Origin of the sequence: Halomonas sp. YLGW01, assembly GCF_014840935.1 — a bacterium.
GTDB lineage: Bacteria > Pseudomonadota > Gammaproteobacteria > Pseudomonadales > Halomonadaceae > Onishia.
In genome coordinates this window covers 3,303,858-3,329,968 of record NZ_CP062005.1, presented here as the reverse complement: position 1 = coordinate 3,329,968, position 26,111 = coordinate 3,303,858, and the positions used below count along the sequence as shown (strand labels likewise).

The following is a 26,111-nucleotide window of genomic DNA, read 5'->3' as shown; positions in this document are numbered from 1 at the left end:
AGTACTCCTTTTGGTTACCAGGCGATGGGGGCGCGATGGCGAAAGAAGCCACCGGTCGGGCCGTCTTCGGGCAGAGTGGCTAGCCAGATAGCGGTATCCGCGCCCTCGGCGGGCGTCAGGGGCGCCGCCGGGCCGCCGACATCGGATTGGACCCAACCGGGACACATGGCATTGACCAGGATGCCGCTGTCGGCGAGCTCCGCGGCAAAGACGCGCGTCATGGCGTTGAGAGCGGCCTTGGACAGTCGGTAGCCGACGTCGCCACCGCCCATGTCGGCCAGCTGCCCGGACCCGCTCGATACATTGACCACCCGGCCGAATTGCTGGCGTTGCATCAGGGGCACGACGAGCTGGGTCAGGCGATAGGCGCCGAGCAGATTGGTGTCCAGGCTCTCACGCACCATCGCCACCGGCTGCTCCAGGGCCAGCGTGGGTCGGGCCGGTTGTCGATGGGGGGCCTCGAGATAGATCCCGGCATTGTTGACCAGCACATCCAATCGCCCGTGACGCTGCGTCAGCAGCTCGATCAGGTCGGCGAGGCCCTCGTGGTCCGTCACATCGAGGGCATAGGGTAGCGGAGTGCCCGCCGGCATTTCGGCGACGAGCGTAGCGGAGGCACATTTGGCGGCTTCCGCATCGCGAGACGTGAGGTAGACGGTATGTCCATGGGCCAGCAGGCCACGAGCAATTTCCAGGCCGATACCGCCCGCGCCGCCCGTGACGATGGCCACGGGGTGTTCGCGCATCATAGAGGGCCTCCCGAGAGGTTGGTGAGACGGTTCAGACCGCACCATTGGGCAGCTCGAAGTGGGCGCCCTCGCGGCCTTCCCGGGAAAGCAGGAGCCGCAGCCGGCTATGGAACTGGTCACGGTCCGTCGTGCAGATGCGCATATGACGGCGCTGGGTCAGGCCCTCGAAGCCCGTGCGGCCATGCAGCACGCGCTGATTGTCGAAGACGATCGCCTGCCCCGGGGCGAGCTGGCGGCTGACCATGAACTCCTCGCTGTAGACGAGGGTGGCGAGCTTGATCAGGGCACGGTAGACGTCATCCATGGCCGTGGGGGCGATGTCGAGCGGCGCGATGGAGCGCTCGTGAAAGCGGAAACCACAGACCTCCCCGTCACGATCCAGCTTGATGATCGGCGCCAGGGCGCGCAGGTGGACATCGGCGCCCTGGGGAACCGGGTCCTCCCGGTAGCGCACGAACGGCATCGGGGTGGTGGCGAGTAGCTCGAAAGCGGCAGGATCTTGGTGACGCAGCGCCTCACAGACCGCGAAGCCGTCCACGATCTGGGAGATGCCTCCGTCGGATTCACTCGCCTGCAGGCAGTGCAGCATGCTGATCCCCGGGGGCGAATAGCGGTAGGGGTCATCCGTATGCGGGTGCAGTGCCTGTTCGGACTGTGAAAGGTCCCAGACGTTAGGCTCCGAGACGATGTCGAAGATGCGCCCGAAGTCGGTCTCGCGGATATAGGCGATATAGCTGGCGAGCTCTTCGGTGCCCTCGGCAGTGGCCGGGACGCTGTCCACCAGGACGAAGCCATAGTCGGCCACGGATTCCAGCAGGGCGAGGTGTCCCGCTTGACTGGCGCGGACGGTATCGAAGTCCACCCTGGGCCAGTCGTGTTGCCGCTCCGTGCGGTTCCACAGCTCGGGGCGACGCTTGCGCGCCTGGCGGCTCGATGGCTCGTAGCAGTGTGACCGAAGCCAGGTGGACGAGAATGTCGAGCGGTGGGGCTCGGGGGACCAGGTGAGCTCGATGTCGCCCTCGGCTGTGACCTTGGCATCGGCGATGCTCAGTTCCGGGTCCACCCTGTCGAGGCTGAAGCTGCGGATTGCGGAGAGCTTGTCGCCGCCGCTGCTGCAGTTGTCACGTAGCCACAGGACATTGAAGCGACTCGCGTGGCCATCCGCCCAATGCACGACCAGGTCGCGATCACGCCGTTCTAGAGCGGTCACGGTGTGGTGACATTGGGCAGTTGGCGTGGCTGCTTCCAGGATCTGCTCATTCATGCATCGGGGCTCCATGATTCGTTGACAGGAACTACGGCTCACACATGTGGCTGGGCCAGAGCCGTCGAATGCAGAAATCCTAGGGAGGGGGGCGGTCCTCAACAAACGATAAATTTTCCCCCTGGAGGGGAAAATTTATCGTGGTATATGGCATGACTTTTCCTCGCTTTACTCTTCTATACTGGTGACCGTCCTGGTGTCAGCTGTCGAGGTGATTCAGCCATCATCAGCTGTCTTTCTGGGCAGGAAACATGAAGAAGTACGGTCGCTATTAAGTCTTTTTAATCTTGAAAAGAGGGATACAAAATTGCACCGGTCACTACCCTCTCTCACCTGGCTTCGTACCTTCGAAGCGTCGGCCAGGTTGCTGAGTTTCACGGCCGCTGCCGACGAGCTGGCGCTGACCCCTTCGGCGATCAGTCAGCACGTCAGGTTGCTGGAGGACTGGCTCGGGGATGCGCTCTTTCAGCGTGTCCATGGCGGGATCTTGTTGACCGATGCAGGTGCGGCCTTGCTCCCCAGCGTGACAGGCGCGCTGGATATGCTGGAACTCGGCGTCGGCGATCTCTTCCACAGCCAGCGGCCGCCGTTGACGGTTCGCTTTCCGGCATCGCTGGCGAGTCTGTGGCTGGCACCGCGGCTGCATGAGTTTCAATGCGCTCACCCGGAGATACCGTTACGCATCATCACGGGTGTATGGCCGGCAGATAATGAATCGATGACTGCCGAACTCGAGATACGCCATGGTCTCGGCAGCTGGGCCGGCTATAACAGCGAGCGCCTGTCCCATGATGTGGTGACACCGATGGTGGCACCGGAGTTATGTGGAGAGTCGTTCGACGACGATGCGATTGGGCTATTGCACCAGTATCCGCTGTTGCATGTATTCGGCTATGAACGAGGGTGGCCTGACTGGCTTGAGAGCCATGCTGCCGGGAAGCTGAAGGAGCTCAATACCCTTCAGTTGGACAGCGAGATGGTGGCGGCGACCATCGCCGAAAATGGGCGTGGCGTGACGCTGGGGCGTTTACCGCAATTTCAGGGTCTCCTTGATAGCGGTCGCCTGGTTGCCCCTTTTCAGTTGCGTTTAACAGTGGAGGAGGGGCTCTTCCTGCTGACACGTCCCGGTCACTCGCTCTCGCGAGAGGCGAAAAAATTTCGTGACTGGCTCGTTGCGTCTTTCCAAGAGCCGCTGAGGGGCTCTGGGAGTGAATGGGAGTGAAGAAGAAGTGGCGCTGTTCGCTACATGACATCACCGACGTTTCGCGTAAACCATCATAGCAATCCGCGAGGCAAACGTTTTACTCGAATTATTACCACTGAGGAGTTTGTGTGAAAGAATCGCGTGTTTTTCTGCCTTCTTGCATGGCCGCTTCTACATTGGCCATTTCATCATTCTTGATGACGCCGTCATCGATGGCATCGGAGAGTGCCGATGTCAGGTTCTCCGTGCCACCTTGGCCTGGTGTAACCGTCAAGACAGCTGTCGTATCGACTCTGCTGGATAACCTGGGGTATCAAACGAGCCAACAGGAAGTCTCCGTGGCCATTACTTACGAGGCCCTGCGACTCGGTGACGTAGATGTCTTTTTGGCGGGCTGGCTGCCAAACCAACAAAGCATTTACGACAAGCATGTTGAACGAGGCACGCTGCTGGATATTGGGAGTAACGTTGAAGGGGGGCGTATCGGCCTTGCCGTTCCGCGTTATGTGGCTGAAGCCGGCGTCACCTCGACTGAGGATCTGGACGCTGATGCCGCCCGTTTCGATAGCAGGATCTATTCCATTGAAGTGGGCTCAGGTGCGAGCGATATACTGCATCGGGAACTGGATAACGATACCTACGGCCTCGGTGACTGGTCCCTGAGCGAGACGTCCACACCCGGCATGCTAAGCGCCGTTGAGCATGCCATCGAGGAGCAGGAGTGGGTCGTCTTTCATGCCTGGACGCCGCACTGGATGAACGTCGAATATGACATGGTTTACTTGGATGACCCTCAGGGTATGTGGGGCGCCAACGGTGGGCACACCGAAATCCGTACCCTGCTCAACCCAGCCTTTGCCGAGTCGCATCCCAATGCCAGGCAGCTACTCGAGCAGTTGGCCTTCACGGCCGATGATCAGAGTGCCATGATTCGAGGGTACAGCCATGAGGGGCGGGATCCTGAAGACGTAGCGCAGGCGTGGATTCGCCAGCACCCCGAGCGCATTCAGGAGTTTGTCGATGGAGTGACCACCCGCGAGGGAGAACCGGCTTGGCCCGTGCTTCAACATGCCCTCGATTTCTCTGACGCCTGACAGCGATCTCTCTCGGAAGGGTGTTCATCTGGAGCCTGCTTGGGCATAGGTGGTCCCGGCCAATTGCCAAGAGGCCCGGATGAATCCCTTCAGATCCCTCATCTGACGCCGTTGTAGTTGTTCTGGCGCTGTGCCAGCTCGGCCGATACGGCGAGCAGGATGGCGGAAGCAGGGCGGCGCGGCGACATCCTCCGTTTTCAGCTGCGGGCGCAGTGCTCGAGCCGGCGTCGTGTCTTGCTATAGTGAAGCGCCCTTGGCCACCGGACGGCGCCCATGCCCCTGCTCGATCTGCTCTCTCCTCTGCCCGCCTGGCTCAACCTGGGCCTGGTGGCCCTGTCGATACTGACCTCGATGCTCTCGGCGAGTGCCGGCATCGGCGGCGGCACCCTGCTGATCATCGCCATGGCCCAGGTGATGCCGGCCGCGGCCCTGATCCCGGTACATGGCATGGTGCAGCTGGGCTCCAATGCCGGCCGGGCGAGCCTCACCTGGCGGCATATCGATCGACGCGTGATCGTATCCTTCCTGCCGGGGGTGGTGCTCGGTGCCCTGCTCGCCGCCTGGCTGCTGGTGCGGCTGCCGGCGGGCGTGCTGGAGCTCGCCATCGCCGGCTTCGTGCTGTTCTCCTGCTGGGGGCCGTCGCCGCCGGCCCGGGTGCTGGGGCGCACCGGCACCCTGCTGGCCGGCGCCGTGACCACCCTGCTCTCGAGCCTGATCGGCGCCAGCGGTCCGCTGGTCGGCGCCTTCATCAAGCATGCCCAGCCCGAGCGCATGGCGCGGGTGGCGACCTTCTCCGCCTGCATGAGCCTTCAGCATCTCACCAAGGCCTTCGTGTTCGGGGTGGCCGGCTTCGTCTTCCACGACTGGCTCTGGCTGATGGCGGCGATGATCGGCGCGGGGCTCGCCGGCACCTGGCTGGGCCTTCGCCTGCTCAAGCGGCTCAGCGAGGCGCACTTCGACGGGATCTTCAAAGGGGTGCTCACCCTGCTGTCGCTGCGCCTGGCCTGGCTCGGCCTCGAGCGGCTGCTGAGCTGAAGGGCGTGGCCTGCGAAGCCAACTACCTAGCGTGTTGAACCTTCTAGCGCGGTGAATCTTGGGAATAGACACAGCGCCCCGTCACGTAGGTCTGCTGCGGCGTGAGGGCGCTGTCGAGCAGGGTCACGTCGGCATCGAAGCCCACGGCCAGGCGGCCCTTGTGCTCGTGCAGCCCCAGCACCCGAGCCACATTCCCCGAGATCAGGCCCAGGGCCTGATCGAGTGTCAGTACCTGCTCGTGCACCAGGCGTTGCCAGTCGGCGATCAGGGTGGCGTTGCGCGCCACCCGCATGCCGAGGTAGCCACCCTGGGCATCGAACTCGGGCAGGCTGCCATTGCAGTCGGAGCTCAGGGTGATGCGCTCGACCGGCACGCCGCGCGCAAGCAACCACGCCACCGCACCGAAGCCGCTCAGGTCGTCCTCGTCGGCGTCGTCGAAGGCGGTCACATCCACGCAGGCATTGAAGGTCAGCGCATAGTCGGCGGCCTCCTCGAGGAGGGCGCGGTGGCGGTTCACATGGGTGGGAATCACCTGCTCGGCGGGAATCTCCGTGTCGGTGAGCAGCCGGCGCAGTGGCTCAAGCCCCCGCGGGCCGTCGCCGACATGGAAGTGGCAGATGCCGCGCTTGCCGGCCAGCATGGCGCCGACCCGGACCTCGCTGACCAGCCGCTCGAGCTCGTCCTGGCGGGGCTGGCTCGAGCGGTGATCCGAGATCGCGATCTCCCCCAGGCCGATGACCTCGGGGATCCAGGCCAGGTCGCGTTGCAGGTCGCCGGTGAGAGTCGGCGGCGGCACGCGATAGGATCCGGTGTACATGTAGGCGGCGATCCCCTCGGCGCGCAGGTCGCGCACCTTGGCCAGCAGGTCCGCCGGCGAGCGGCTGATGCCGTCGGTGCCCAGCACCCCCACCACGGTGCCGATACCCATGGCCGCGATCTCCTGGGCGGTGATCTCCGGGCAGCGTGATCCGCCGCCCCCCTCGCCGCCACCGCCGGTCACGTGCACGTGCTGGTCGATGAAGGCGGGCACGGCGATCAGGTCCGGGGCCTCCACCACCCGCACCGGCCAGCCCGTCGGCACGTCCAGGTCGCGCCCGAGCGCCGCGATACGGCCGCCGGCGATCAGGATGTTGGTGGCCTCGAGGCGCTCGGGGGCCTGGATGCGGCCCACGCGCAGCAGGGTCAGCAGCTCTGACTCCGGGGGATGGCCGGTCAGCATGGGCGGTCACCTCGCGAGGCGAGGTCGCTTGCGTCCTGTGGCTCGGCGGGCGAGCCGCTCGGCGCGGTGCCGCGTGCCTTGATACTTTCCTTGGGGGGCTCTTTGGGAGGCTCCTTGAGACGTTCCTTGAGGCGCTCGAGGGTCCCCGTGACATCATCGATCAGCAGCACCAGCAGATCACCGTCGCTGGCCTCCGCGAAGGCCCGGTCGACGGCCTGCTGCTCGTCCATGATGTACTCGGTTCGACAGGCCCCCGACCGCGAGGCGGCACCGTCCCGCAGCAGACCGGCGGCTTCGCCGTGGGGGCGGCCGCGGGGGTCGGTCTCGCAGATGACGATGACGTCGAGCATCCCGGCCAGCCGTTCGCCCAGGGCGACGAGATCCTCATCGCGGCGATTGCCCGGGGCACTGGCCACGCCGATGCGTCGCTCGGCCGGCAGCGCGCTGACCAGTTCGGCCAGGGCGTCGAGGGCCGGCACGTTGTGCCCGTAGTCGATCAGCACCTTCAGGCCGTCGACCTCGATTAGGTTGGTGCGTCCGGGGTTCTGTCCGGGCGTCGGGTGAAAGGTATTAAGGCCCAGACGGATGTCGGCCAGCGACAGCCCCAGGGCGTAGGCGGCGGCGCTGGCCGCCAGGGCATTGGCGACGTTGAAGCGGGCGTGGCCCTCGAAGGTGATCGGCACCTCGGCGACGGGGATGATCTCGGCCTCGACGCGGCCCTGACGCATTACCAGGCCGTCGTGGTGGACGGTGAAGGCCACCCCCTGCTCATGGACATGCTGACGGATGGCGCGTGAGTCCGGGTTCAGGGTGAAGAGGATGCTGTCGCCCCGGGCCCACTCCTGAGCGGCCAGCACCCGAGGGTCATCGGCATTGAGCACGGCGGTTCCCCCGGGGCGCACGGCGTCGATCACCACCGTCTTGCAGCGCGCCAGCTCGTCGAGGGTCTGAAGGTCATGCTCGCCGAGGTGGTCACTTGCGATGTTGAGCAGCACGCCCACGTCGCAGGCATCGAACCCGAGCCCGCGGCGCATGATGCCGCCGCGGGCCACCTCGAGCACGGCGCACTCGACCGTCGGTTCGCGCAGCACGATCGACGCGGCCTGGGGGCCGCTGTAGTCGCCGCGCATGATGATATGGCTGTCGATCTCGATGGTGCCGGTGCAGGCCATGCCCACCTTGCGGCCCGCCTGACGCAGAAGATGCGAGAGCAGGCGCACCGTGGTCGTCTTGCCGTTGGTGCCGGTGATCGCGACGATGGGGATGCGGGCATCGCTGTCGCTGTCCGGAAACAGCATGTCGATGACCGGCTGGCCGACATCCCGGCCCTGGCCGTGGGTAGGCGACAGGTGCATGCGGAAACCGGGCCCGGCGTTGACCTCGACCACGGCGGCGGATTGTGCCTCGAGGGGGCGACTCAGGGTCTCGGCCAGCAGGTCGATGCCGATGATGTCGAGCCCGATGAGTCGTGCGATGCGCTCCGCCGTGTAGCGCACCTCCGGGTGGACATCATCGGTCACGTCGGTGGCCGTGCCCCCGGTGCTCAGGTTCGCCGTGGGCTTCAGGTAGACGATCTCGTCCTTGGCAATCACGCTCTCGAGGGTCAGGCACTGCTGGCCGATCATCCGCTGCGACTGCTCGTCCATGTTGATCTGGGTGAGCAGGTTCTCGTGGCCGACGCCGCGGCGCGGGTCGGCGTTCTCCCGGGCGATCAGCGCCTCAAGCGTGGCGAGGCCATCGCCGATCACATGGGCCGGATGGCGCCGGGCGGCGGCCATCAGCTGGCCGTCGATGACCAGCAGGCGGTGATCCTCGCCCTTGATGTATTGCTCGACGATCACCGAGGGATGGCGGCGAGCGGCGATGTCGAAGGCGTCGCGCAGGGCCTGGTCGTCCTCGACGTTGGTGCTCACCCCGCGACCATGGTTGCCGATCAGCGGCTTCACCGCGAGGGGGTAGGCCAAGCGTCGTGCGACCTCGAGGGCGTCATCGGCGCAGGAGCAGACCTCGCCCCGGGGCACCGGAATCCCGGCATCGCCGAGCAGCTGCTTGGTCCACTGCTTGTCGTCGGCGATGCTGTAGCCGATCAGGTCCGTCTGGCAGGTCACCGTCGCCTGAATCCGCCGCTGGCGGTGGCCATGGCCCAGCTGAAGGAAGCTGCTGTCGTCGCTAAGGCGCAGGAAGGGAATGCCGCGACGCTCGGCGGCGGCGATGATCGCGGCGGTGGAGGGGCCCAGCATGTGCGCGTCGCGCACCGCCTTGAGGCGGGCGATGATCGCCGGCACGTCGGTCTCGAGGCCGTGGAACAGGCGGCGAACCAGCTCGACCGCCTCGACCCCGGCGGCGAGGCCGGAGGCCTCGTCCCGATAGCGATAGACGACGTTGTAGACGCCGGCCTCGTAGCTGTCGATGGTCTTGCCGTAGCCCACCGAGAAACCGATCAGGTTCTGCAGCTCGATCGCCACATGCTCGACCACATGACCGGCCCAGGTGCCGCGTGCCAGGCGCTCGAGAAAGCCACCGGGGCGGCCAAGCGAGCAACGATGCTCCTGCAGGCTCGGCAGCAGTTCGCTGAGGCGCTCGACGATGCCGGGGACGGTATCGCTGGGGCGCTGCTCGAGCTCACCGATGTCCAGGCGCATGAAGATGGTCGGGTAGCGGCTGTAGTAGTTGGGGCCCCGCAGCGCCCGGTGCTCGAGAATCTTCATCTCGGCTCATCTCGCACCAGCAGGGCGTTGAGATCGTCGGCGACGAGATAGCGCCGCGCCTCGATATCGAAGCCGTGGCCGCTGACCATGGCATGCAGGATCATGTGCTCGACGGCCACCGGCTCCCCCATCGACAGTTCGGCGATGTTGGAGCTGGCGAGGTCGCGGCTGTCGATGATGATGACATGCCCCGAGCCGATGGCCTGGAGAATGCCGTGGGGGTGAATGATCACGGCGGCATCCTCGCCGATACCCACGCCCAGGTGTTCGGGATTGCTCGCCCCGACCTCCATCAGGCGGGTGAAGCGGCCGCGCTCGAGGAAGTGACTGTCGATGATCAGTCCCTCGACCAGCCCCAGGCCGAAGGTCATGTTGACCGCCCCCTTGCGCAGGGCATCCGCGGCGGCGCCGTTGTAGATCATGGTGCCGGGCATGGCGGCGGCGCCGGCACTGGTGCCGGCCACCACGGCCCCGGCCGCCAGGCGTTCGCGGATGGCCTGCAGCGTGGCCGAGCCGCCCATCACATGGGTCAGGCGCAGCTGGTCGCCGCCGGTGAAGAAGATGACGCCGCTTTGCTCGATCAGGCGCACCATGTCGGGGTCGGCCGCCTGTTGGCGGTCCTGGATATCCAGCGAATGGATACGGCTCGCTCCCAGGCGGGTGAAGGCCGCCTCGTAGTCGGGGAGGACCTGATCGGGGATGCCGCTCGCCGTGGCGATGACCGCGACCTCGTGGTTGTCCGCCGGTGCCAGCGCGAACACCCGGGTCAAAATGTCGAGATCGGAGGTTCTGTCCTCGCCACCCCCGATGGCCACCAGGTGGCCGGATGTCGTGTCGAGCGTAGAGGTCATGGCCCTGTCGTCGCCCAGCGACGCTTTTGAGAAAGCCCGGAAGCAAGAAGCCCGTAGCAAGAAGCCCGGAAGCGGTATCCGCGCGAATGAGGGGCCGCGCGGCGTTGTGCGTGCAGCCGAGTCCTTCATTCATAATAGCCATCGTGAGGCGTCACACACCTTTCGACGGTTTGCCCCTCCCGAGGCGGGCGGTCATCATGATTGGCCTGCTCGCTCGCCCCGTCTCCCAACCAGACCTGTCTCCATGCGCTCCGCTCTCTCAAGCACCACTCTCTCGAACACCACTCGCTCAAGCACCACCACCGAGCGAATCGGTTTCCTGCTGCTGCCGCGCTTCTCGATGATGGCCTTCTTCTCGGCGGTGGAGCCGCTGCGTATCGCCAATCGCATCAGCGGGCGGCCGCTCTTCGACTGGACGCTGATCAGCGAGGACGGCAGCCCGGTGACCGCCTCCAACGGCATGACGCTGCTCGTCGATCAGTCCATCGAGGCCGTCCATCATCTGCCGTCACTGGCGGTCTGCAGCGGCTTCGATCCCGAGGCGCACCAGAGCCGCGCCATCACGCGCTGGCTGAATCGCATGGATCAGGCCGGCTGCGTGCTCGGGGGGCTGGATACCGGCTGTTTCGTGCTGGCCGCGGCCGGCTTGCTGAAAGGGGAGCGGGTGACCCTGCACTGGGAGAGCCTGCCCGCGTTTCGCGAGCGCTTTCCGTCGATCGCCACCAGCGATGAGCTGTTCGAGCTCGGCCGGCGTCGCTTTTCCTGTGCGGGAGGCGCGGCGGCCATGGACATGGCGCTGGAGGTGATTACCCGCCAGCATGGCCAGGGGCTGGCCATCGACGTCTCGGAGCAGCTGATCCATGAGCGCATGCGGACCCGCCGCGATCAGCAGCGCATGACCCTGGCGCGACGCCTGGGCACCCACCGTCGCCACTTGGTCGACGCCGTGGCGCTGATGGAGCGCCATCTGGAAACGCCGCTTTCGCTTGCGGCGGTGGCCGAGCGCTGCGGTATTTCATCCCGCCAGCTGCAGCGGCTCTTCGAGCAGGAGCTGGGCGCCACACCCCGCCAGTGGTACCTGCGACTGCGCCTCGAGCGTGCCCGTCAGCTGCTGGCCGAGACCGACCTGGATATCCTCTCGGTGGGGCTGGCCTGCGGCTTCACCAGCGCCTCCAGCTTCTCGCGGGCCTTCCGCCGGCAGTTCGGCCAGGCGCCGCGCCAGGTGCGGGAGGGGTGAATGGGCAGCCCCTCTCCAGCATCACTGCCGTCGGCGTGGACGGGACGGTCTCTCGACGGGGCTGCGTTTATCGCGGCTTCGCCGACCCGCTCCAGGTAGTGCTCGGCGCATTCGGTGGCCCGGCGCCGTGACAGGCCCTGGACGCGCATCGGTGCCTCGGTGACGTTGCCAAGCACCGTGAAATGGGGCCAGAGATTGAACTGCTGGAAGACCATGCTGACCTTGGCACGCAGCCGCTGCAGCTGGCGCCTGTCGAGGCCGACGATGTCGCCCTGGGGATTGCGGTCGAAGCGGATGGCCTCAGCCGCAATCGCCAGCTCGCCTTGGTCGGGACGCTCGAGCAGGTTGAGGCAGCGCAGCAGGGTGCTCTTGCCGGAGCCGCTGGAGCCGATGATGGAGGTGACGCTGCCCTCGGGAACCTCGAGGGACACGTCACGCAGGACCTCGAGATCGCCGTAGCGCTTGACGAGGTGGCGGGCGGCTACCGCCGGGGAGTGAGGGGACGATGAAGGGGCGGTGAATGATGATGGCATAGGCGAATCACTCGGCGGTGGAAAGGGCGGAGGCATCGGCTCGGGCCGCTTCGGCACAACGCGTGAGACGCCGGCAGGCTGCGTGCAGACGATCCTCGTCGACGGTCAGGCTCAGGCGCACGAAGCCGGTGGCGGAGGGACCGAAGGCTTCCCCCGACAGCACCGATACCCCTTCCTCGTCGAGCAGGCGGTCGGCGAAGGCCTGGGAGGACAGCCCGGTGGCGCGCACGTCGAGCATCAGGAACATGCCCGCGGCCGGGCGGATGACGTCGACGGCCGGGCAGTCGGCCAGGGCTGAGCAGACGGCGTCGCGGCGGGCCCGGTAGGTCTCGCGCATCACGTCACGCTCGGGCAACTCCCGGGTGAGGGCATCCCGGGCCGCGTCCTGGATGAAGTCCGGGCAGCCATAGAGCATGCACAGCGCCAGGTTGGCCATATGCTCGATCAGGGCCTGGGGGCCGAGCACCCAGCCCAGTCGCCAGCCGGTCATGGCGTGGGACTTGGAGAGGCTGTCGACCACCACGGTCCGCTCGGCCATGCCGGGCAGGCTGGCGGCGCAGACATGCTCGCCCTCGAAGATCAGCTCGGCGTAGACCTCGTCGGAGATCAGCCACAGGTCGTGGCGCCGGCACAGCTCGGCGATGGCGGCCCAGGAGGCGGCATCGATCAGCTGGCCGGTCGGGTTGTGGGGGCTGTTGAGCATGATCGCCCGGGTGCGCGGCGTGATCGCCGCCTCGAGGTCGGCGACATCCAGGCGGAAATTGGCGTCGCCGCGCAGCGGAGTGCGCACCATGCGCGCGCCGGTGGAACGCAGCACCGCCTCGTAGGTGACGTAGCTCGGCTCGGGGACGATCACCTCGTCCTCGGGATCGAGCAGGCACTGGGCGGCGGCGTAGAGGCCGCACTGGGCGCCGGCCATCACGATCAGCCGCTCCGGCGTGGCCGCCACGTCCCGGGCCCGGTAGCGCTCGGCGATGGCCTGGCGCAGGGCCAGCTTGCCATGGACATCGGGATAGTGGGTGGCGCCGCCCCGCAGGCTTTCCACCGCACTCTCGACGATCGGGGCGGGGGTAGCGAAGTCCGGGTCGCCCACCGAGAGCACGGTGATGTCCTCGCCGGCGGCCTGGCGCGCCAGGGCGCGATAGTGGATGTCCCAGGCCGCGGCGCCCTCGCCGGCGATACGCTCGGTCAGTTGGGAGAATCGCATTTCGATCTCGCTTGTTTATCCGTGGATGTCGTTATCGGTATGAGCAGCCGTCAGGCGACGGCCGTCACCGCTTACAGGCTGGCCTGTACCGCCGACAGGGCATCCTTGCCATCGCGGGTCTCGACGCCCTCGAGGAAGGCGGCTACGCGCTCGGGGTGGGCGGTCAGCCAGTCGTGGGCGACGTCCTCGAGCTCGCGCTCCTCCAGGCTGTAGGCACGGATGAAGTCGCTCTGATCGTCGGCGGAGAGCACGAACTGATCGAGCAGGCGAGTCAGGTTGGGGTTGGCCTCGGCGTAGTCGGTGGCAACGATGGTCTTGACGTCGCTGCGGCCGCTGTCGGCACCGAAGATATCCGCCGCATCATCGAGGATGTGCACGTCGTATTCCGGCACCATCCAGTGCGGGGTCCAGCCGTAGAAGAGAATCCACTGCTCTTCCGCCACGGCCGCCCTCACCTCGGCGAGCATGCCGGGCGTGGACGAGGCCTTGAGCTCCCAGTCCTTGAGGCCGTGGGTGTCGGACTCGATGGCACCGTCGATCATGTCGGTGACCGTGGAGCCGCTCTCGATGCTGTAGATGCGGCGATCGAAGCGCTCGGCCACCTCGGGGTCGGCGAGCTGTTCGGCGTTGGTGATGCCGGCCTCGGCGACGTAGCCGGGCACCGCGAAGCCCATGCGGGCGCCGTTGACGTTGTTGCCCAGGTCGACGATGGCGCCGGCCGCCATGGCGGCGTCGTAGCTCTCCTGCTGGGCGGGCATCCAGCCGGCCAGGAAGGCATCGCTGTCGCCGCTCTGCAGCGTGCTGTAGCCCACCGTGGAGCTGACTTCCAGGGCTTCAGCGCTGTAGCCGAGCGGCTCGATGAGCTGGGCGAGGATCTCGCTCTTCACGGTCACCCCCGGCCAGGGCGGTACGACTAGACGCAGGCCATCGTCGCGGTCGGTGGCGAGGGCGGGGCCGGCCAGGGTCAGGCCGGCAATCAGGGACAGGGTCAGGGTCTTGGGGTGCGTCTTCATGCGAGGACGTCTCCTTATCGTTGTTGGGGGCCGGCATTGGCCGGCCCCTGGAGGATCGAGCTATCTGGGTTTCAGGGGGATCGCTTGCCTGGCAGCGGTCAGGTGCCGGTTTTCGCCTCCTGAATCGGCGGCAGGCCGCCGAAGGGGGCCCGGCGCAGCACGCGCTCTACCATCGGCACGAAGTGCTCAAGCGGCAGGGTGTCGTAGTCGGGGTCGAAGCTGGCCTGATCCCAGTCGTCGCAGAAGCGCACCGTGCGCTCATAGGCCGGATGGTCCGAGAACTGCTCGCGTGCGTGGCGATCCAGCCCGAAGAAATGGCGGTAGTGATAGCCCTGGAAGAGTTCGTGGTGGCGAATCATCCAGGTGTTCAGCGGGTCGATGAATGGCTCGAGGATGCCGGCCGCGATCTCGGCATGGTTGGCCGGCGACAGGTCATCGCCGATGTCATGCAGCAGGGCGCAGACCACCATCTCCTCGTCGGCGCCGTCGCGCAGGGCTCGGGTGGCGGTCTGCAGGCAGTGTTCAAAGCGATCCACCGGATAGCCGTGGGTATCGCCGGCCAGGCGATGCAGATGCTCGAGCACCCGCCGCGGGGCATCGGCCACGTAGTCGCGAAAGCGGTCATCGATCAGCGCCCATTCGTCGTGGCGGGCCTCACCGAAATGACGGAAGCGGGCCTGTATCATGCGGCCTCCTCGGCGTTGCCCAGCTGCTGGCGCAGCACCCGGCGGCGGCTGGCGGTACTGTCGCGATCCACGTAGCCCTGGCGCAGGTGGCGCACGCCGCCGCCCAGCTCGAAGGCGCGACGGCCGTGCAGCAGGCGGTAGTTATCCATGATCAGCATCTGCCCCGGGTCGAGCTTGAGGTTCAGGGTCAGCTCGTCGGAGGTGATCAGCTGGTAGAAGGCCTGACGTGCGGCGTAGTACTGGGCCAGTTCCTCGGCGGGCAGTGCCTCGACGCGCTCGGTGCGGTTGCTGTAGCGCACGCGGAAGATGCGTCCCTGGCTGTCGAGTTCGATCAGCGGCCCCTCGCTCTCCAGCCAGGTGGTCTCGTCGCGGTAGCGGAAGGCAGGCGATACCCGGGTCAGGCAGTCGAAGGCCGCCGGGTCGCGCTCGCGGAGCAGCTGGGCTGCCCGATAGCCGTCGGCCAGGGTGCTGTCGCCGCCGTCGGCGGCATTGGTCAGGCAGTGCAGCCAGATATAGCCGGGAATCGGGTCGCGATACGGGTTGTCGGTATGCGGTTCCAGGCCGCGCTGGGTCATGGTCAGGTCGTAGGCGTTGGCCACCGACTTGACGTCGGCAATGCCGCCCCAGTTGGTGCGGCGCAGCGGCCCGACACGCTCCATCAGCGACTGCATGCCGTCCTCCTCGGCGGGTACGCCGGAGACCACGACGAAGCCGTCGCGATGCAGCCCCTCGAGCATCTCGAGCAGGGCGGCATCGTCGTCGATGGCGGCGGCGAAGTCGGCATGTTGCGGTTTGGCTTGGTGGGCATCCCACAGGAGGCGGCCCGGGGCGACGAGGTCTTCGGCATTGGCACCGAGCAGCTCGTCCAGCGGGAAGTGAACGCGATGACCATCGCTGAAGCGTAGGGCGAGGGCGTCTCCGGACAGCTCGGCGCTCTCCAGGGCCAGGTCGAGCGGCAGTTCGGCGGCCTCGATCAGGCGCTGGCCGGTGAGGGGGTCCAGCGTCTCGGCATCGGGCGCCCGTTCTCGCAGCCATAGGGCCGCGAACTCGCGGGGCTGGGTATCGATGTCGAGGAGCAGGCGCTGTCCGTCGGCGGACAGCCTTGCCTTGGCGCTTGGGATCATGGCGGTGAATCTCCGGGTAATGCTGAGAGCCCGTTCCTGACAGGCCCCTCGGGCGATGTGCTGTGGCAGGTGCTCTGAGGCGTCAAGAGGTCCGTGGCCAGCGGCACCGATGACGCGACCTGCTTTACCCTAGCGGCAGACGAGACATAGAATTGAACTAAAATAGCCATAAGGTTGATATTTTTAGTCAATATGAATGACTACTCTGAGGCTTGGCCCTATCCGCGTCCGGATTCGCCGCCGCTGCTGTCGCCCGAGCAGGCCGAGCAGACTCTGGACGTCTGGCTGGTCCCCAAGTTCTCGATGCTGACCCTGTTCTGCATGCTGGAGCCGCTGCGCGTATCCAACCGTTTCGGTCGCAACCTCTTCGCCTGGCGACTGCGCTCGATGGATGGCGAGGGCGTGGTAGCCAGTAACGGGGTATGCATCGAGGTGAATGGAGACTTGGCCTCGGTGCCTGACGATGCCCACCTGATGGTGGTGTCGTCCTACGAGGCGGAGGCGGTGGTGACGGCTCAGGAACGGGCCGTGCTGCGCCGCCTGGCGACCCATGGTGGGTGGTTGGGCGGCTTGGATACCGCGCCCTTCATCCTGGCGCGGGCGGGGGTGCTGGAGGGGCATCGGGTGGCGCTGCACTGGGAAAGCGTGCCGGCCTTTCGTCGAGAGTTTCCGACGCTGCGCGTCAGCCGCGAGCGCTTCGAAGCCGATGCCACGCGACAGACCGGCGCCGGGGGTACCGCCGGCATCGACATGATGCTGGATCGCATCGCCCGGGATTATGGCCCGGCGCTGGCCGACGCCGTGGGGCGCCAGCTGGTGCACCATCGCCATGACACATCGTCCGACGATGAACGCCAGGTGCGCTATGCGGGACTGCCGCGCAGCGTGGTCAAGAGCCTGGCGGTGATGGAGGCCAACCTGGCCCAGGCGCTGCCGATTCCCGAGATCTGCAGGATGGTGGGGCAGTCGCAGCGCCAGCTGGCGCGGTTGTTTCTGGCTCACTTCGGCGAGACGCCCAAGCAGTGCTACCTGGGCATGCGTCTGGACCGGGCGCAACGTCTGCTCGCCGGCAGCCATTGCCGCGTCACCGAGGCGGCGATGGCCACCGGTTTCCAGCAGCTGACGCACTTTTCTCGCGCCTATCGCGCACGTTTCAGCGAGACACCTAGCCAGACCGCCGCCCGGGGACCGGGCTGAGCCATGCTTCTGCTGGCGCCTTCGAGCACAACCTGTCGCCTTTTGTGTTTTAAATGTCGCATTATGTAAACCAAAGGGCGGCTGGTATCTCACACTTGAGGTTCCGTCCATTCAAAGAGGAATCCTTCATGATCCGTCACCACCTGCGTTCCCCCCTTCTGTCCACTGCGCTGCTGGCATCCGGCCTGGTGGCCGCGCCGGCTCAGGCGGATATTGATGAAGTGCGCTTCGGGGTGCCGCCGTGGCCGGGGGTGACCGTGAAGTCCGAGGTCGCGGCCCAGTTGCTTGAAGCGATGGGCTATGAGACTCGCCAGAACAACCTGGCGGTCAGCGTGATCCTCAATGGCGTGGCCCAGAACGATCTGGAGGTCTATCTGGGGGGCTGGTACCCGGTGCAGACGGACATGGTCGAACCGCTGGTGGCCGACGGCAAGGTGGAAAAGGTCGCCGCCAATATCCAGGGCGCGACCTCGGGCCTGGTGGTCCCTCGCTATGTCTATGAGGCGGGCGTCGAGACGGTGGCCGATCTGGATGAACACCGCGACCGCTTCGATGGCCAGATTCAGGGCATCGAGGCCGGCACCGGCATCAACACCGCCATCCAGAATGCCATCGATCAGGACCTGGCCGGGCTCGGCGACTGGTCGCTGCGTGGCAGCTCCACCGCGGCCATGCTGGCCCAGGCCGGGCAGAAGATGCGCGACCAGGAGTGGGTGACCTTCGTGGGCTGGGAGCCGCACTGGATGAACGTCAGCTATGACCTGGTCTACCTGAAGGATGCCGATGGCGCCGGGGTGGCCGATATCGAGAGCACGGTCTGGACGGTGGTGCCGGCGTCGCTCAAGGACGAGGATCCCGACCTGCACCGCTTCATGAGCCAGTATGTGGTCGATACCCAGGACCAGAACGACTGGGTGCATGCCTACAGTTACGAGGATGTCCCCGCCGACGAGGTCGCCACCGACTGGATCGCGAGCCACACCGAGACCGTGGCGGCCTGGCTCGAGGGCGTGAAGGCCAAGGACGGTCGACCGGCGATCGAGGCGGTGCGCGCCCACTTCGAGTAAGCCCGTCGACGGAGCGTTACCACCCCGCGGGGCCGGCACACCGGTCTCGCCATCAAGAAACGGCCGGTCCAGAGGACCGGCCGTTTTGCTGTCTGGCTGACGCGACCGCCCCGGCCGGAGCGTGGCCGGAGCGTGGCCGGAGCGGCGCGGGGCTCAGGCCTCGGCGGTCAGCTGCCGGCGGCGCTGGGCACGCTTTACCATCCGGTAGCGGGAGCGGATCTCGTCGCGCTCCACGTAGCAGCCCTGCAGCCAGCGATGGCCGCTTTGGCCCTCGAAGGCGTCGCGGGCATGCAGCAGGCGGCGGTTGTCGAAGATCACCAGGTCGCCGGGCCGGTAGGTGAAGCGGATGGCGAAGGCCGGGTCGCGCAGCAGCCGTTGCAGGGTCATCAGCGCCTCGTAGGCGGGCTCGATATCCTCGAAGGCGGCATCCAGGGGGCCGCGCAGGAAGTCGGCGATGCGCACCTCGAGCAGCTCGCCCCGGGCGTCCAGGCGGATCATCGGCTCATGCCAGACGTAGTCGGTGGTCTTGGCGGTGTTGGCGTAGCGCCAGCGCACCCGGGTCAGGGTGGCAAAGGCCTCGGGGTACTGTTCGCGCAGTGCCTCGGCCACGGCGAAGCCGTCGAGCATCACGGCTTGACCGCCCTCCACGCTGTTCTCCAGGCAGTGCAGCATCTGCAGGCCAGGGTGGTACTCGCGGGTCGGCAGGTCGGTGTGGGGTGGCAGGGCGATGGAGGTATAGGCGTTGGAGTCCGGATCCGGCTTGGCCTTGACGTTGAACAGGCCGCCGAAGTTGGTGTCGCGGATCGGGCCGATGCGCTGGGCGATGGCCTTCAGCGAATCGGGTTCGGTGGGCATGTTGCGCAGCCGCACCAGGCCCTTGCCGAGCACGGACTCCAGCGCCGGGGCGAGGATCGCCTCTTCGTCGTCACTGCCGGGCGCCGTGTCCAGCAGGCCTTCCGCGTCGAGGGTGTCGGGACCGGCGTCGGGGCCGCCCTGCCAGGTCGTGACCGGCACCAGCGGCGCCTCGGGGTCGGGGGCGTTGTCATAGTCGTGGGCACGCAGCCAGCCCGGGTGGAAGCGCAGGCGGCGGTCCTCGGGGGCGAAGGTCACGCACAGCGCGCCGGCGGCGTCGATCTCGGCGCCGGCGATCTCCGGCCAGGCGGGCAGGCGGGAGAGGTCCAGGATGCGTTCCCGGGTCGCCGGATTGACGGTGGTGTCGTCGCCCGCGTTCTCACGCAGCCAGATGCTGTGATAACGGCTGACTCGGCCGTCCTGCCAGTGAACGGTCAGCACGCGGGGCGTCGCGGACACGCCCTCGAGGGCGACCTCGACGGGCCAGGCATCGTAATCGGGAGTGATCGGCAGGTCGGTCATGGGGATGTCCTTGGCAGCGTGTGGATGAGCGCTAGGATGCCAAGGTGGGCGGCCGGGGGAGCGTCCGGATTCGACGCCGACTATGCACGATTCGACAGTTCGGGGTCCGAAGGCGCCTCCTGCGACGCCCGATCCGCCTCGCGACGCCTGAGCGCGCTGGGGGTGAGGCCGTGATGGCGGCGAAAGGCGCGGGTGAAGCTGGAGGCCGAGCCGAAGCCGCAGGCCAGCGCGATCTCCATCACGCTGTGACGGGTCTCCCGCAGGAGACGGTGGGCATGGCCCAGGCGCCGTGCGAGATAAGCGCGCTGGGGGGAGGTGCCCAGCTGGCGCAGGAAGAGCCGGTCCAGCCGCCGCCAGGACACCTCCAGGGCATCGGCCAGCTCGCCGATGCCCAGCGGCGTGTCCAGGTTGGCCTCCATCAGGGCGAGGGCGCGGGTCAGCCGCGGGTCCTCGGGCATCTGCGGGTCCCGCTGGCGGCTGGCGGGGCGACGCCCCTGATCGTGGAGCAGCTGGTGGCGTACCCGCTCGGCTAGGGCATCGCCGTGGCGGCGACGGATCAAGTCGAGGCTCATGTCGATGGACGAGCTGCCGCCGGCGCAGGAGAAGCCCTCGGGGGTCACCTCGTAGAGGGACTCCACGGCATCGACCCGCGGAAAGCGCGACCGGAACTCGGGCAGCGACTCCCAGTGCAGGGTCACGGTCTGATCATCGAGCAGGCCCGCGGCGGCCAGTACCACGCAGCCGGTATCCATGCCGCCCAGCACACAGTCGTGCGCGGCTCGCGCCCGCAACCAGTCGAGCAGAACCTCGTCGATGGCCTCATCGGGGGCGAAGCTCGAGCAGACCGCCAGGCTCGGGGTCAGGGGCGCGTTGGACAGGCTGTAGCCGGCGTCCAGGGCCATGCCGTTGGAGGCCGTCACCGGCCCGCCGTCCCGGCTGATCACGTCCCACTGGAACAGCGGCCGGCCGCTGATGCGGTTGGCGATGCGCAGCGGCTCGATGGCCGAGAAGAAGGCCACCATGGCGAAGCGCGGCAGCAGCAGGAAGCCGAGGCGCTCGGGGCTTGGCACGCTTGGGGTCAGTCGCATGGCTCGGTCACAAGGGCTGGGGCACAGGGGCTGGGTCGCAAGGGCTCGGTCACAAGGACAGGAGATCGCCTGGGAGCGTTGCTCGACATGCCGGGGAGTGTACCGTAATGGGTCGGAGAGGCCACGCGGGCGCGAGGGAAAGAAGAGAAAGGGGAGGAAAGAGAAAAGAGGGGAGAAGTAAGGGAGGAGAGGGAAAGCAGTGCGATGGCCGAGTCGACGACATCCGTGTCGTCGCCTCGATCGGGGCCAGAGGCGTCAGGACGCCTCGACGGCCCGACGATCCTCACGGGATTCCCGGAACAGCGAGACCAGCACGCCGGCGGTCATCACCAGAATCACCACGCTGATCGGCAGTGCCGCGGCGATCAGGGCGGTCTGCAGGGCCTTGAGGCCCCCGGCCACCAGCAGCACGGCGGCCACCAGGCCGATCGCCGTGCCCCAGAAGACCCGGAAGCGCTGGGGCGGTTCCTCGTTGCCCAGCGACAGGATGGTGGTCAGCACCAGGGTGCCGGAATCCGAGGAGGTCACGAACCAGCTCATCAGCAGGAACACCATCAGCGCCGACAGCACCCAGCCGAAGGTGCCGTCACCGGCGATGCCATCGGCGGTGGCGAACAGCGCGGCCGGCAGGTTCCAGGCATTGACCAGCTCGACGATGCCGGCGCTGCCCGGCCCGCCCGCGGCGGTCAGTTCCTGGTGCAGGGCGTTGCCGCCGAAGATGATCAGCCACACGAAGATGATCAGGGTTGGCACCAGCAGCACGCCGAGCACGAACTCGCGCAGGGTACGGCCGCGGGAGATGCGAGCGATGAAGATGCCGACGAACGGCGCCCAGGCCAGCCACCATCCCCAGTAGAAGATGGTCCAGCCCTGCTGCCACTGGGCCGTGCCCTCATCTTCCGCGAACCACAGACCCATGGGGATGAAGTTGAGGGCATAGTCCAGCACGGTCTCGCCGAAGGCGCTCACCAGCCACAGGGTCGGCCCACCGATCAGGAAGGTGCCGACCACGGCCACCGAGACCCAGATGTTCATCTCCGAGATGATCTTGATGCCCCGCTGGACCCCGGAGACCACCGAGATGATCGACAACGTCGAGATCACGGCGATCAGCACCAGCTGGGTATTGAGCCCCGGGTCGGTGCCGATCAGGCGCTCCAGGCCCACGGCCATCTGGCTGACGCCGAGCCCGAGCGAGGTGGCGACCCCGAACACGCAGCCGAGCACGCCGAGGATATCCACCGTGTGGCCGATGGGGCCGAAGATGCGCTCGCCGATGAAGGGGTAGAGCGCCGAGCGCAGCGCCAGCGGCAGACCCTTGCGGTAGGCGAAGTAGGCCAGGGACATGCCGACGATCACGTAGATCGCCCAGCCGTGCAGGCCCCAGTGGAAGACCGAGACCCGCAGGGCGTCGATGGCGCGCTCATGGGCCATGGCGGTGGCGCCGGCCATGTCGGCATGGGGGTTGTTGGGGTAGCCGAAGGCGCCGGTGTTGTCGAAGTAGAAGATCGGTTCGGCGACGCCGAAGAACAGGATGCCGATGCCGATGCCGGCCGAGAACAGCATCGAGAACCAGGCGAAGTTGCTGAAATCGGGGCGGCTGTCGTCGGGGCCCAGGCGCACGCTGCCATGGCGGCTGACGACGATATAACCGCAGACCGCCAGCATCACCACCACGCTGATCAGGTAGTAGCGGCTGAAGGTGGTCTCGATCCAGGTACGGGTGGTACCGAACAGGCCACTGGCAAAATCGGGCATCACGGCGGTGAACAGCACGAAGCCCATCACCATCAGCGAGGCGGTGATGGTCATGCCTTTGTGCATGCCGCGGAAGAAGCCGCCCTGGGACAGCTCGGTCACCATGTAGTCGGTGGAGGTCTCCACCTCATGGCTGCCCCGTCGGGTAGGCGAGGGGGGAGTTGAAGTAGCGATAGCGTTATCCTCTTTGGCCGGTCGTCGGGCCGGCGATCCCGAGGCGGCCGCGAAGGCCGCCACCAATATCAAGGCGCCCGGGCGGCGCCGTCTGCGCCGCTGGGCGTCAGCGGGCGCCATTCTAACAGGCCAGTGTTATGCCAGGTGCCCTCGCAGCCCGGTACAGAATGCCTGCCAGGCCTGTTGCATCTCGGGCAGCTCGTGATGGGCATGCAGCGCGGCGTGAACCATGCCGGGCGAGCAGTGATAGCCGACATCCGCGTCCTGGCGGCGCCAGGTCGCGACGGCTGCCTCAAGCGGTGAGGTGAGCGGGTCGTGCTCGACGGACAGCACCTCGATGGACTCAGCCGGTGCCTGCCGTGAGTGCGCCGGGGTGATCGCATGGCTGCGTGAGGGATCGCCCTCGGCCACCAGCTGCCACATGGCGACGATTTCCTCGCGGCTGAGCAGTGGCGCCGTCGGGCCCAGCGTGGTGAAGTCATCTGCGGCGAGGCTCAACACCGGGTCCATCGGCGGATAGATGAGGCCGAGTACGTAGGGCGCTGGTGCCTCGTCGTGAAGAGCCTCGGCTTTGAATTCCTTGCGATGCCGGCGTGAGACATCCATGACCAGACGGCCGCCGGCGCTGTCGCCCACCACGGCGACCGGCGCCAGTTTACGCACGGCAGCATCACAATCCATCAGCGCCTGTTGATAGGACGCCTCCGGCAGCAGCCGATAATCTACGCTGACGACCTCACGCCTGAGCTGCGATGCCAGGCTCGAGGCGACGCCCTGATGACTATCCAGCGAGCCGACCTGCCAGCTGCCGCCATGCAGATAGACGACACGGCCATCCTTGCGCGATTCATCAGGTTGCGGGGTGAAGCGGCGCAAGGGAATGGTATGGCCATCATCGGAGCACAGATTGTCGTCGCGCACCGCGACGCCATCGGCGATCGGTGCCGCCAGTCGGGCGTAGAGCGCTTCACAGTGTGGACGGCTCTCGGCGACCGACAGGCCTTCAAGCTTGGCCATGCCCTGAGCGAACTCCTCGATGAAGTCATGGCAGGTGATGGGAGAAAGGGACATGGGAGCACTCATCTCTGAAACTCGCTGAGGCACAGACGATAACGCCCCACCAGCTGGGCTGGCAGGGTGTCGGGGTCATGCAATGGCGCCTTGGCAGGCCATGATCATGCGGTCTTGCGGCGGATGCCGATACGACGACCGGCAGCCTTGGGCCACTCCTCGGCACTGGCCGGCTGTGGCAGCGCCGCGATGCGCTCGGCGACGGCCTCCGGGCAGGGGGTCGGGCGACCGCCACTGATGCTCATCGCCATCAGCATCTGCTCGCTGGTGGCGACGGTGTTGCCGTCGGCGTCGGTCAGCGTGAACAGCACGTGCTGGCGCTTGGCATCATGGTCCAGCAGCAGCACCTCGACCTTCAGCGCCTGGCCTTCATGCGCCTCGGCCCGATAGCAGAGGTGCGTCTCCAGGGTGTAGATGGTCAGGTCGTGAGCCTCGCGACCCGCGCCGTCCAGCCCGATGTGGGCCATCAGCGCCTCGACCCCCATCGAGAAGGCGCGGGCATACTCGGCGTCGTTCATGTGGCCGTTGTAGTCGACCCACTCGTTAGGCACCGTGAGCTCGAGCAGCTGCATCAGATGCGGCCCTCGAGGCCCTCGGCCTCCGGCCAGTACTTGCGGGTCAGGGCCAGCAGCTCGACCAGGAAGTCGTCGCGACGACGGTCCAGCTCGGCGACCGGGCGACCGGCGGCCTGGAACTCGCAGCCCTCGACGACCTTGTCGATCAGCTCGTCGGTGAGCTCCGGGGCCTCGAGCTTGGTCCACGGCAGCTTCAGCGCCGGGCCGAACTGCTCGAGCATGTGGCGCATGCCCTGCTCGCCTCCGGCCAGGTGGAAGGTCAGGAAGGTGCCCATCAGCGACCAGCGCAGGCCACAGCCATAGACCACGGCGGCGTCGATCTCCTCGGTGGTGGCGACGCCATCGTTGACCAGGTGCAGGGCTTCACGCCACAGCGCTTCCATCAGACGGTCGGCGATATGGCCTTCGATCTCGCGCCGCACGATCAGCGGGCGCATGGCCAGGCGTTGATAGTCGTCACGTGCGCCTTCCAGCAGTGCCGGCGAGGTGTGCTCGCCACCCACCAGCTCCACCAGCGGCAACAGATAGACCGGGTTGAAGGGGTGGGCGACGATCACGCGCCCCGGTGCCTTCTTGCAGTCCTTCTGCAGATCGGTCGGCTTGAAGCCGGAGGTGGAGGAGCCGATCACCACGTGTGCTTCCGCGGCGGCATCGATGGCGGCAAGGATTTCCTGCTTGAGCGGCAGGCGCTCCGGCACGTTCTCCTGGATCAGGTCGGCGCCCTCGACGGCGGCCTCGAGGCTCGGCGCGAAGCGCAGGCGCTCTTGGGAGGCCCCTTCGGCCAGGCCGTCCTTCTCGAGGGAATGCCAGGCGTTGGTGATGAAGGCGCGGGTGCGGGCCTCTGCGCCCTCGGCCGGATCGAAGGCGACCACGTCCCAGCCGTTGGCCAGAGCGCGGGCGATCCAGCCGTTGCCGATCACGCCGGTACCGATGACGGCCAGTTTCTTCGTGGAAGGTTGCTGGCTCATGCTTCACCTCCCACGATCTGACCGGTCTTGGGGTCGCGAAGCTTGAGGTGGGCGCGAGTCTCGGCCGGGGTCATGACGCGCCCGCCCAGGTTGTCGATGATGCCGGCGGCCTTCTCGACCAGGCTTGCATTGGTGGCCGGCACGCCCTTGCTTAAGTAGAGGTTGTCTTCCAGGCCGACCCGGACGTGACCGCCGAGCAGCATCGCCTGGGCGACCATCGGCATCTGGTGACGGCCGATGCCGAAGGCCGCCCAGTTGGCGGTTTCCGGCAGCTTGTTGCGCATCGTCAGCATGGTCTCGGTGTCGGCCTCGGCGCCCCAGGGGATGCCCAGGCACAGCTGGAACAGCGGGTCGCCGTCGAGCAGGCCTTCCTTCTGCAGCTGGCGAGCGAACCAGACATGCCCCAGGTCGAAGCACTCGAGCTCCGGCTTGACGCCGGCGGCCTGCACCAGGCGGGCGTGTTCGCGCAGCCAGTCGGCGGTGTTGATGTAGACCATGTCGCCGAAGTTGAGGCTGCCGCAGTCCAGGGTGCACAGCTCCGGCAGCAGCTCGCCGACCGGGGCATGACGCTCGGCCGGGGCCTGCATGTCGGTGCCCGGGCCGCCGCGGGTCGGGTCCGTGGCATCCGGAATCCAGTCGCCGCCGCCGCCGGCGGTGATGTTCATGACGATGTCGGTGTCCGCCTCGCGGACCCGCTCCATCACCTCGCGGAAGTGCTCGGTGGAGTGGCTGATGCCACCGGTCTCGGGGTCGCGGACGTGGATATGGGCCACGCTGGCGCCGGCCTTGGCGGCGGCGATGCAGTCGTCGGCGATCTGCTTGGGCGTGACCGGGACGTTGGGGTTCTTGTCGGCGGTGTCGCCGGCGCCGGTGATGGCACAGGTCATGATGACATTGCGGTTCATGGTCATCGGC

The 26,111-nt window shown here is 66.9% G+C and carries 22 protein-coding genes and 1 pseudogene; 6 read left to right on the top strand and 17 right to left on the bottom strand.

From position 1 onward, the window contains the following. Positions 1-14 precede the first annotated feature (14 nt). Positions 15-749, bottom strand: a complete 735-nt coding sequence (locus IEJ03_RS15205; RefSeq protein ID WP_202884382.1) for an SDR family NAD(P)-dependent oxidoreductase — start codon at positions 747-749, stop codon at positions 15-17. Positions 750-780: 31 nt separating this feature from the next. Continuing rightward, complete coding sequence (locus IEJ03_RS15200) at positions 781-2,013, bottom strand: TauD/TfdA family dioxygenase (protein ID WP_192035634.1); 1,233 nt, start codon at positions 2,011-2,013, stop codon at positions 781-783. Positions 2,014-2,209: 196 nt separating this feature from the next. Between IEJ03_RS15200 and IEJ03_RS15195 the strand changes: the two genes are divergently transcribed. The 3 genes from IEJ03_RS15195 (at position 2,210) to IEJ03_RS15185 (ending at position 5,346) form a co-directional block, all read left to right on the top strand. Next, the gene (locus IEJ03_RS15195; protein ID WP_192035633.1) at positions 2,210-3,235 is read left to right on the top strand and encodes a LysR family transcriptional regulator; all 1,026 of its coding nucleotides are present in this window, start codon (positions 2,210-2,212) and stop codon (positions 3,233-3,235) included. 110 nt (positions 3,236-3,345) lie between these two features. After that, positions 3,346-4,311, top strand: a complete 966-nt coding sequence (locus tag IEJ03_RS15190) for an ABC transporter substrate-binding protein (protein ID WP_192035632.1) — start codon at positions 3,346-3,348, stop codon at positions 4,309-4,311. A 273-nt stretch (positions 4,312-4,584) separates the two neighbouring features. Continuing rightward, complete coding sequence (locus IEJ03_RS15185) at positions 4,585-5,346, top strand: sulfite exporter TauE/SafE family protein (protein ID WP_192035631.1); 762 nt, start codon at positions 4,585-4,587, stop codon at positions 5,344-5,346. Positions 5,347-5,389: 43 nt separating this feature from the next. Here IEJ03_RS15185 and iadA read toward each other — a convergent pair whose 3' ends face one another. Genes iadA through IEJ03_RS15170 form a run of 3 tightly spaced genes read right to left on the bottom strand, consistent with a single transcriptional unit; the run spans position 5,390 to position 10,124 of the window. Continuing rightward, positions 5,390-6,565, bottom strand: a complete 1,176-nt coding sequence (gene iadA / locus IEJ03_RS15180) for a beta-aspartyl-peptidase (protein WP_192035630.1) — start codon at positions 6,563-6,565, stop codon at positions 5,390-5,392. Next, positions 6,559-9,273: a cyanophycin synthetase gene (cphA, locus tag IEJ03_RS15175; RefSeq protein ID WP_192035629.1), complete on the bottom strand. Its 2,715-nt coding sequence runs from the start codon at positions 9,271-9,273 to the stop codon at positions 6,559-6,561. Before cphA ends, iadA begins: the two co-directional genes overlap by 7 nt. Beyond that, positions 9,270-10,124, bottom strand: a complete 855-nt coding sequence (locus IEJ03_RS15170) for a cyanophycinase (protein WP_192035628.1) — start codon at positions 10,122-10,124, stop codon at positions 9,270-9,272. Before IEJ03_RS15170 ends, cphA begins: the two co-directional genes overlap by 4 nt. A gap of 340 nt (positions 10,125-10,464) precedes the next feature. On the opposite strand from IEJ03_RS15170, the gene IEJ03_RS15165 reads away from it, so the two are divergent. Next, complete coding sequence (locus tag IEJ03_RS15165; protein ID WP_242458126.1) at positions 10,465-11,361, top strand: GlxA family transcriptional regulator; 897 nt, start codon at positions 10,465-10,467, stop codon at positions 11,359-11,361. Positions 11,362-11,429: 68 nt separating this feature from the next. On the opposite strand, the pseudogene IEJ03_RS15160 reads toward IEJ03_RS15165, so the two are convergent. The 5 genes and pseudogenes from IEJ03_RS15160 to IEJ03_RS15140 all read right to left on the bottom strand — a co-directional run. After that, positions 11,430-11,894: pseudogene (locus IEJ03_RS15160) on the bottom strand (ATP-binding cassette domain-containing protein); the annotation flags it as partial. A 7-nt stretch (positions 11,895-11,901) separates the two neighbouring features. Beyond that, entirely contained in the window at positions 11,902-13,101 is a 1,200-nt protein-coding gene (locus IEJ03_RS15155; protein ID WP_192035626.1) for a pyridoxal phosphate-dependent aminotransferase, read from the bottom strand. A 71-nt stretch (positions 13,102-13,172) separates the two neighbouring features. Continuing rightward, a complete protein-coding gene (locus IEJ03_RS15150; RefSeq protein ID WP_192035625.1) occupies positions 13,173-14,114 on the bottom strand; it encodes an ABC transporter substrate-binding protein in 942 nt (313 codons plus the stop codon). Positions 14,115-14,212: 98 nt separating this feature from the next. Continuing rightward, positions 14,213-14,800 (bottom strand): HD domain-containing protein, encoded by a 588-nt coding sequence (locus tag IEJ03_RS15145; protein ID WP_192035624.1) that lies wholly within the window; start codon positions 14,798-14,800, stop codon positions 14,213-14,215. Further along, positions 14,797-15,924: a TauD/TfdA family dioxygenase gene (locus IEJ03_RS15140; RefSeq protein ID WP_192035623.1), complete on the bottom strand. Its 1,128-nt coding sequence runs from the start codon at positions 15,922-15,924 to the stop codon at positions 14,797-14,799. Before IEJ03_RS15140 ends, IEJ03_RS15145 begins: the two co-directional genes overlap by 4 nt. Positions 15,925-16,116: 192 nt before the next feature. Between IEJ03_RS15140 and IEJ03_RS15135 the strand changes: the two genes are divergently transcribed. Both IEJ03_RS15135 and IEJ03_RS15130 read left to right on the top strand, forming a co-directional pair. Continuing rightward, positions 16,117-17,121: a helix-turn-helix domain-containing protein gene (locus tag IEJ03_RS15135; protein ID WP_192035622.1), complete on the top strand. Its 1,005-nt coding sequence runs from the start codon at positions 16,117-16,119 to the stop codon at positions 17,119-17,121. 128 nt (positions 17,122-17,249) lie between these two features. After that, the gene (locus tag IEJ03_RS15130; RefSeq protein ID WP_192035621.1) at positions 17,250-18,188 is read left to right on the top strand and encodes an ABC transporter substrate-binding protein; all 939 of its coding nucleotides are present in this window, start codon (positions 17,250-17,252) and stop codon (positions 18,186-18,188) included. Between the two features lie 153 nt (positions 18,189-18,341). Here IEJ03_RS15130 and IEJ03_RS15125 read toward each other — a convergent pair whose 3' ends face one another. From IEJ03_RS15125 to IEJ03_RS15095, 7 genes are all read right to left on the bottom strand, one after another. After that, positions 18,342-19,562: a TauD/TfdA family dioxygenase gene (locus IEJ03_RS15125; protein WP_192035620.1), complete on the bottom strand. Its 1,221-nt coding sequence runs from the start codon at positions 19,560-19,562 to the stop codon at positions 18,342-18,344. Between the two features lie 80 nt (positions 19,563-19,642). Continuing rightward, positions 19,643-20,650, bottom strand: a complete 1,008-nt coding sequence (locus tag IEJ03_RS15120) for a GlxA family transcriptional regulator (RefSeq protein ID WP_192035619.1) — start codon at positions 20,648-20,650, stop codon at positions 19,643-19,645. 255 nt (positions 20,651-20,905) lie between these two features. After that, complete coding sequence (locus IEJ03_RS15115; protein ID WP_192037358.1) at positions 20,906-22,513, bottom strand: BCCT family transporter; 1,608 nt, start codon at positions 22,511-22,513, stop codon at positions 20,906-20,908. 204 nt (positions 22,514-22,717) lie between these two features. Further along, entirely contained in the window at positions 22,718-23,653 is a 936-nt protein-coding gene (locus IEJ03_RS15110) for an alpha/beta hydrolase fold domain-containing protein (RefSeq protein ID WP_192035618.1), read from the bottom strand. 104 nt (positions 23,654-23,757) lie between these two features. Continuing rightward, complete coding sequence (locus IEJ03_RS15105) at positions 23,758-24,225, bottom strand: thioesterase family protein (RefSeq protein ID WP_192035617.1); 468 nt, start codon at positions 24,223-24,225, stop codon at positions 23,758-23,760. After that, a complete protein-coding gene (locus IEJ03_RS15100; RefSeq protein WP_192035616.1) occupies positions 24,225-25,196 on the bottom strand; it encodes an L-carnitine dehydrogenase in 972 nt (323 codons plus the stop codon). The genes IEJ03_RS15105 and IEJ03_RS15100 overlap by 1 nt, the downstream gene beginning before the upstream one ends. Further along, complete coding sequence (locus IEJ03_RS15095) at positions 25,193-26,101, bottom strand: 3-keto-5-aminohexanoate cleavage protein (protein ID WP_192035615.1); 909 nt, start codon at positions 26,099-26,101, stop codon at positions 25,193-25,195. The genes IEJ03_RS15100 and IEJ03_RS15095 overlap by 4 nt, the downstream gene beginning before the upstream one ends. Positions 26,102-26,111: the final 10 nt, after the last annotated feature.

Coding starts and splice junctions, on each gene's coding strand:
- IEJ03_RS15095 (WP_192035615.1), bottom strand. CDS start 26,101: ATGAACCGCAATGTCATCATGACCTGTGCCATCACCGGCGCCGGCGAC.
- IEJ03_RS15120 (WP_192035619.1), bottom strand. CDS start 20,650: ATGCGACTGACCCCAAGCGTGCCAAGCCCCGAGCGCCTCGGCTTCCTG.
- IEJ03_RS15145 (WP_192035624.1), bottom strand. CDS start 14,800: ATGATACAGGCCCGCTTCCGTCATTTCGGTGAGGCCCGCCACGACGAA.
- iadA (WP_192035630.1), bottom strand. CDS start 6,565: ATGCTGACCGGCCATCCCCCGGAGTCAGAGCTGCTGACCCTGCTGCGC.
- IEJ03_RS15150 (WP_192035625.1), bottom strand. CDS start 14,114: ATGAAGACGCACCCCAAGACCCTGACCCTGTCCCTGATTGCCGGCCTG.
- IEJ03_RS15115 (WP_192037358.1), bottom strand. CDS start 22,513: ATGGTGACCGAGCTGTCCCAGGGCGGCTTCTTCCGCGGCATGCACAAA.
- IEJ03_RS15110 (WP_192035618.1), bottom strand. CDS start 23,653: ATGTCCCTTTCTCCCATCACCTGCCATGACTTCATCGAGGAGTTCGCT.
- IEJ03_RS15135 (WP_192035622.1), top strand. CDS start 16,117: ATGAATGACTACTCTGAGGCTTGGCCCTATCCGCGTCCGGATTCGCCG.
- IEJ03_RS15185 (WP_192035631.1), top strand. CDS start 4,585: ATGCCCCTGCTCGATCTGCTCTCTCCTCTGCCCGCCTGGCTCAACCTG.
- cphA (WP_192035629.1), bottom strand. CDS start 9,273: ATGAAGATTCTCGAGCACCGGGCGCTGCGGGGCCCCAACTACTACAGC.
- IEJ03_RS15100 (WP_192035616.1), bottom strand. CDS start 25,196: ATGAGCCAGCAACCTTCCACGAAGAAACTGGCCGTCATCGGTACCGGC.
- IEJ03_RS15170 (WP_192035628.1), bottom strand. CDS start 10,124: ATGACCTCTACGCTCGACACGACATCCGGCCACCTGGTGGCCATCGGG.
- IEJ03_RS15140 (WP_192035623.1), bottom strand. CDS start 15,924: ATGATCCCAAGCGCCAAGGCAAGGCTGTCCGCCGACGGACAGCGCCTG.
- IEJ03_RS15130 (WP_192035621.1), top strand. CDS start 17,250: ATGATCCGTCACCACCTGCGTTCCCCCCTTCTGTCCACTGCGCTGCTG.
- IEJ03_RS15165 (WP_242458126.1), top strand. CDS start 10,465: ATGATGGCCTTCTTCTCGGCGGTGGAGCCGCTGCGTATCGCCAATCGC.
- IEJ03_RS15125 (WP_192035620.1), bottom strand. CDS start 19,562: ATGACCGACCTGCCGATCACTCCCGATTACGATGCCTGGCCCGTCGAG.
- IEJ03_RS15205 (WP_202884382.1), bottom strand. CDS start 749: ATGATGCGCGAACACCCCGTGGCCATCGTCACGGGCGGCGCGGGCGGT.
- IEJ03_RS15105 (WP_192035617.1), bottom strand. CDS start 24,225: ATGCAGCTGCTCGAGCTCACGGTGCCTAACGAGTGGGTCGACTACAAC.
- IEJ03_RS15155 (WP_192035626.1), bottom strand. CDS start 13,101: ATGCGATTCTCCCAACTGACCGAGCGTATCGCCGGCGAGGGCGCCGCG.
- IEJ03_RS15200 (WP_192035634.1), bottom strand. CDS start 2,013: ATGAATGAGCAGATCCTGGAAGCAGCCACGCCAACTGCCCAATGTCAC.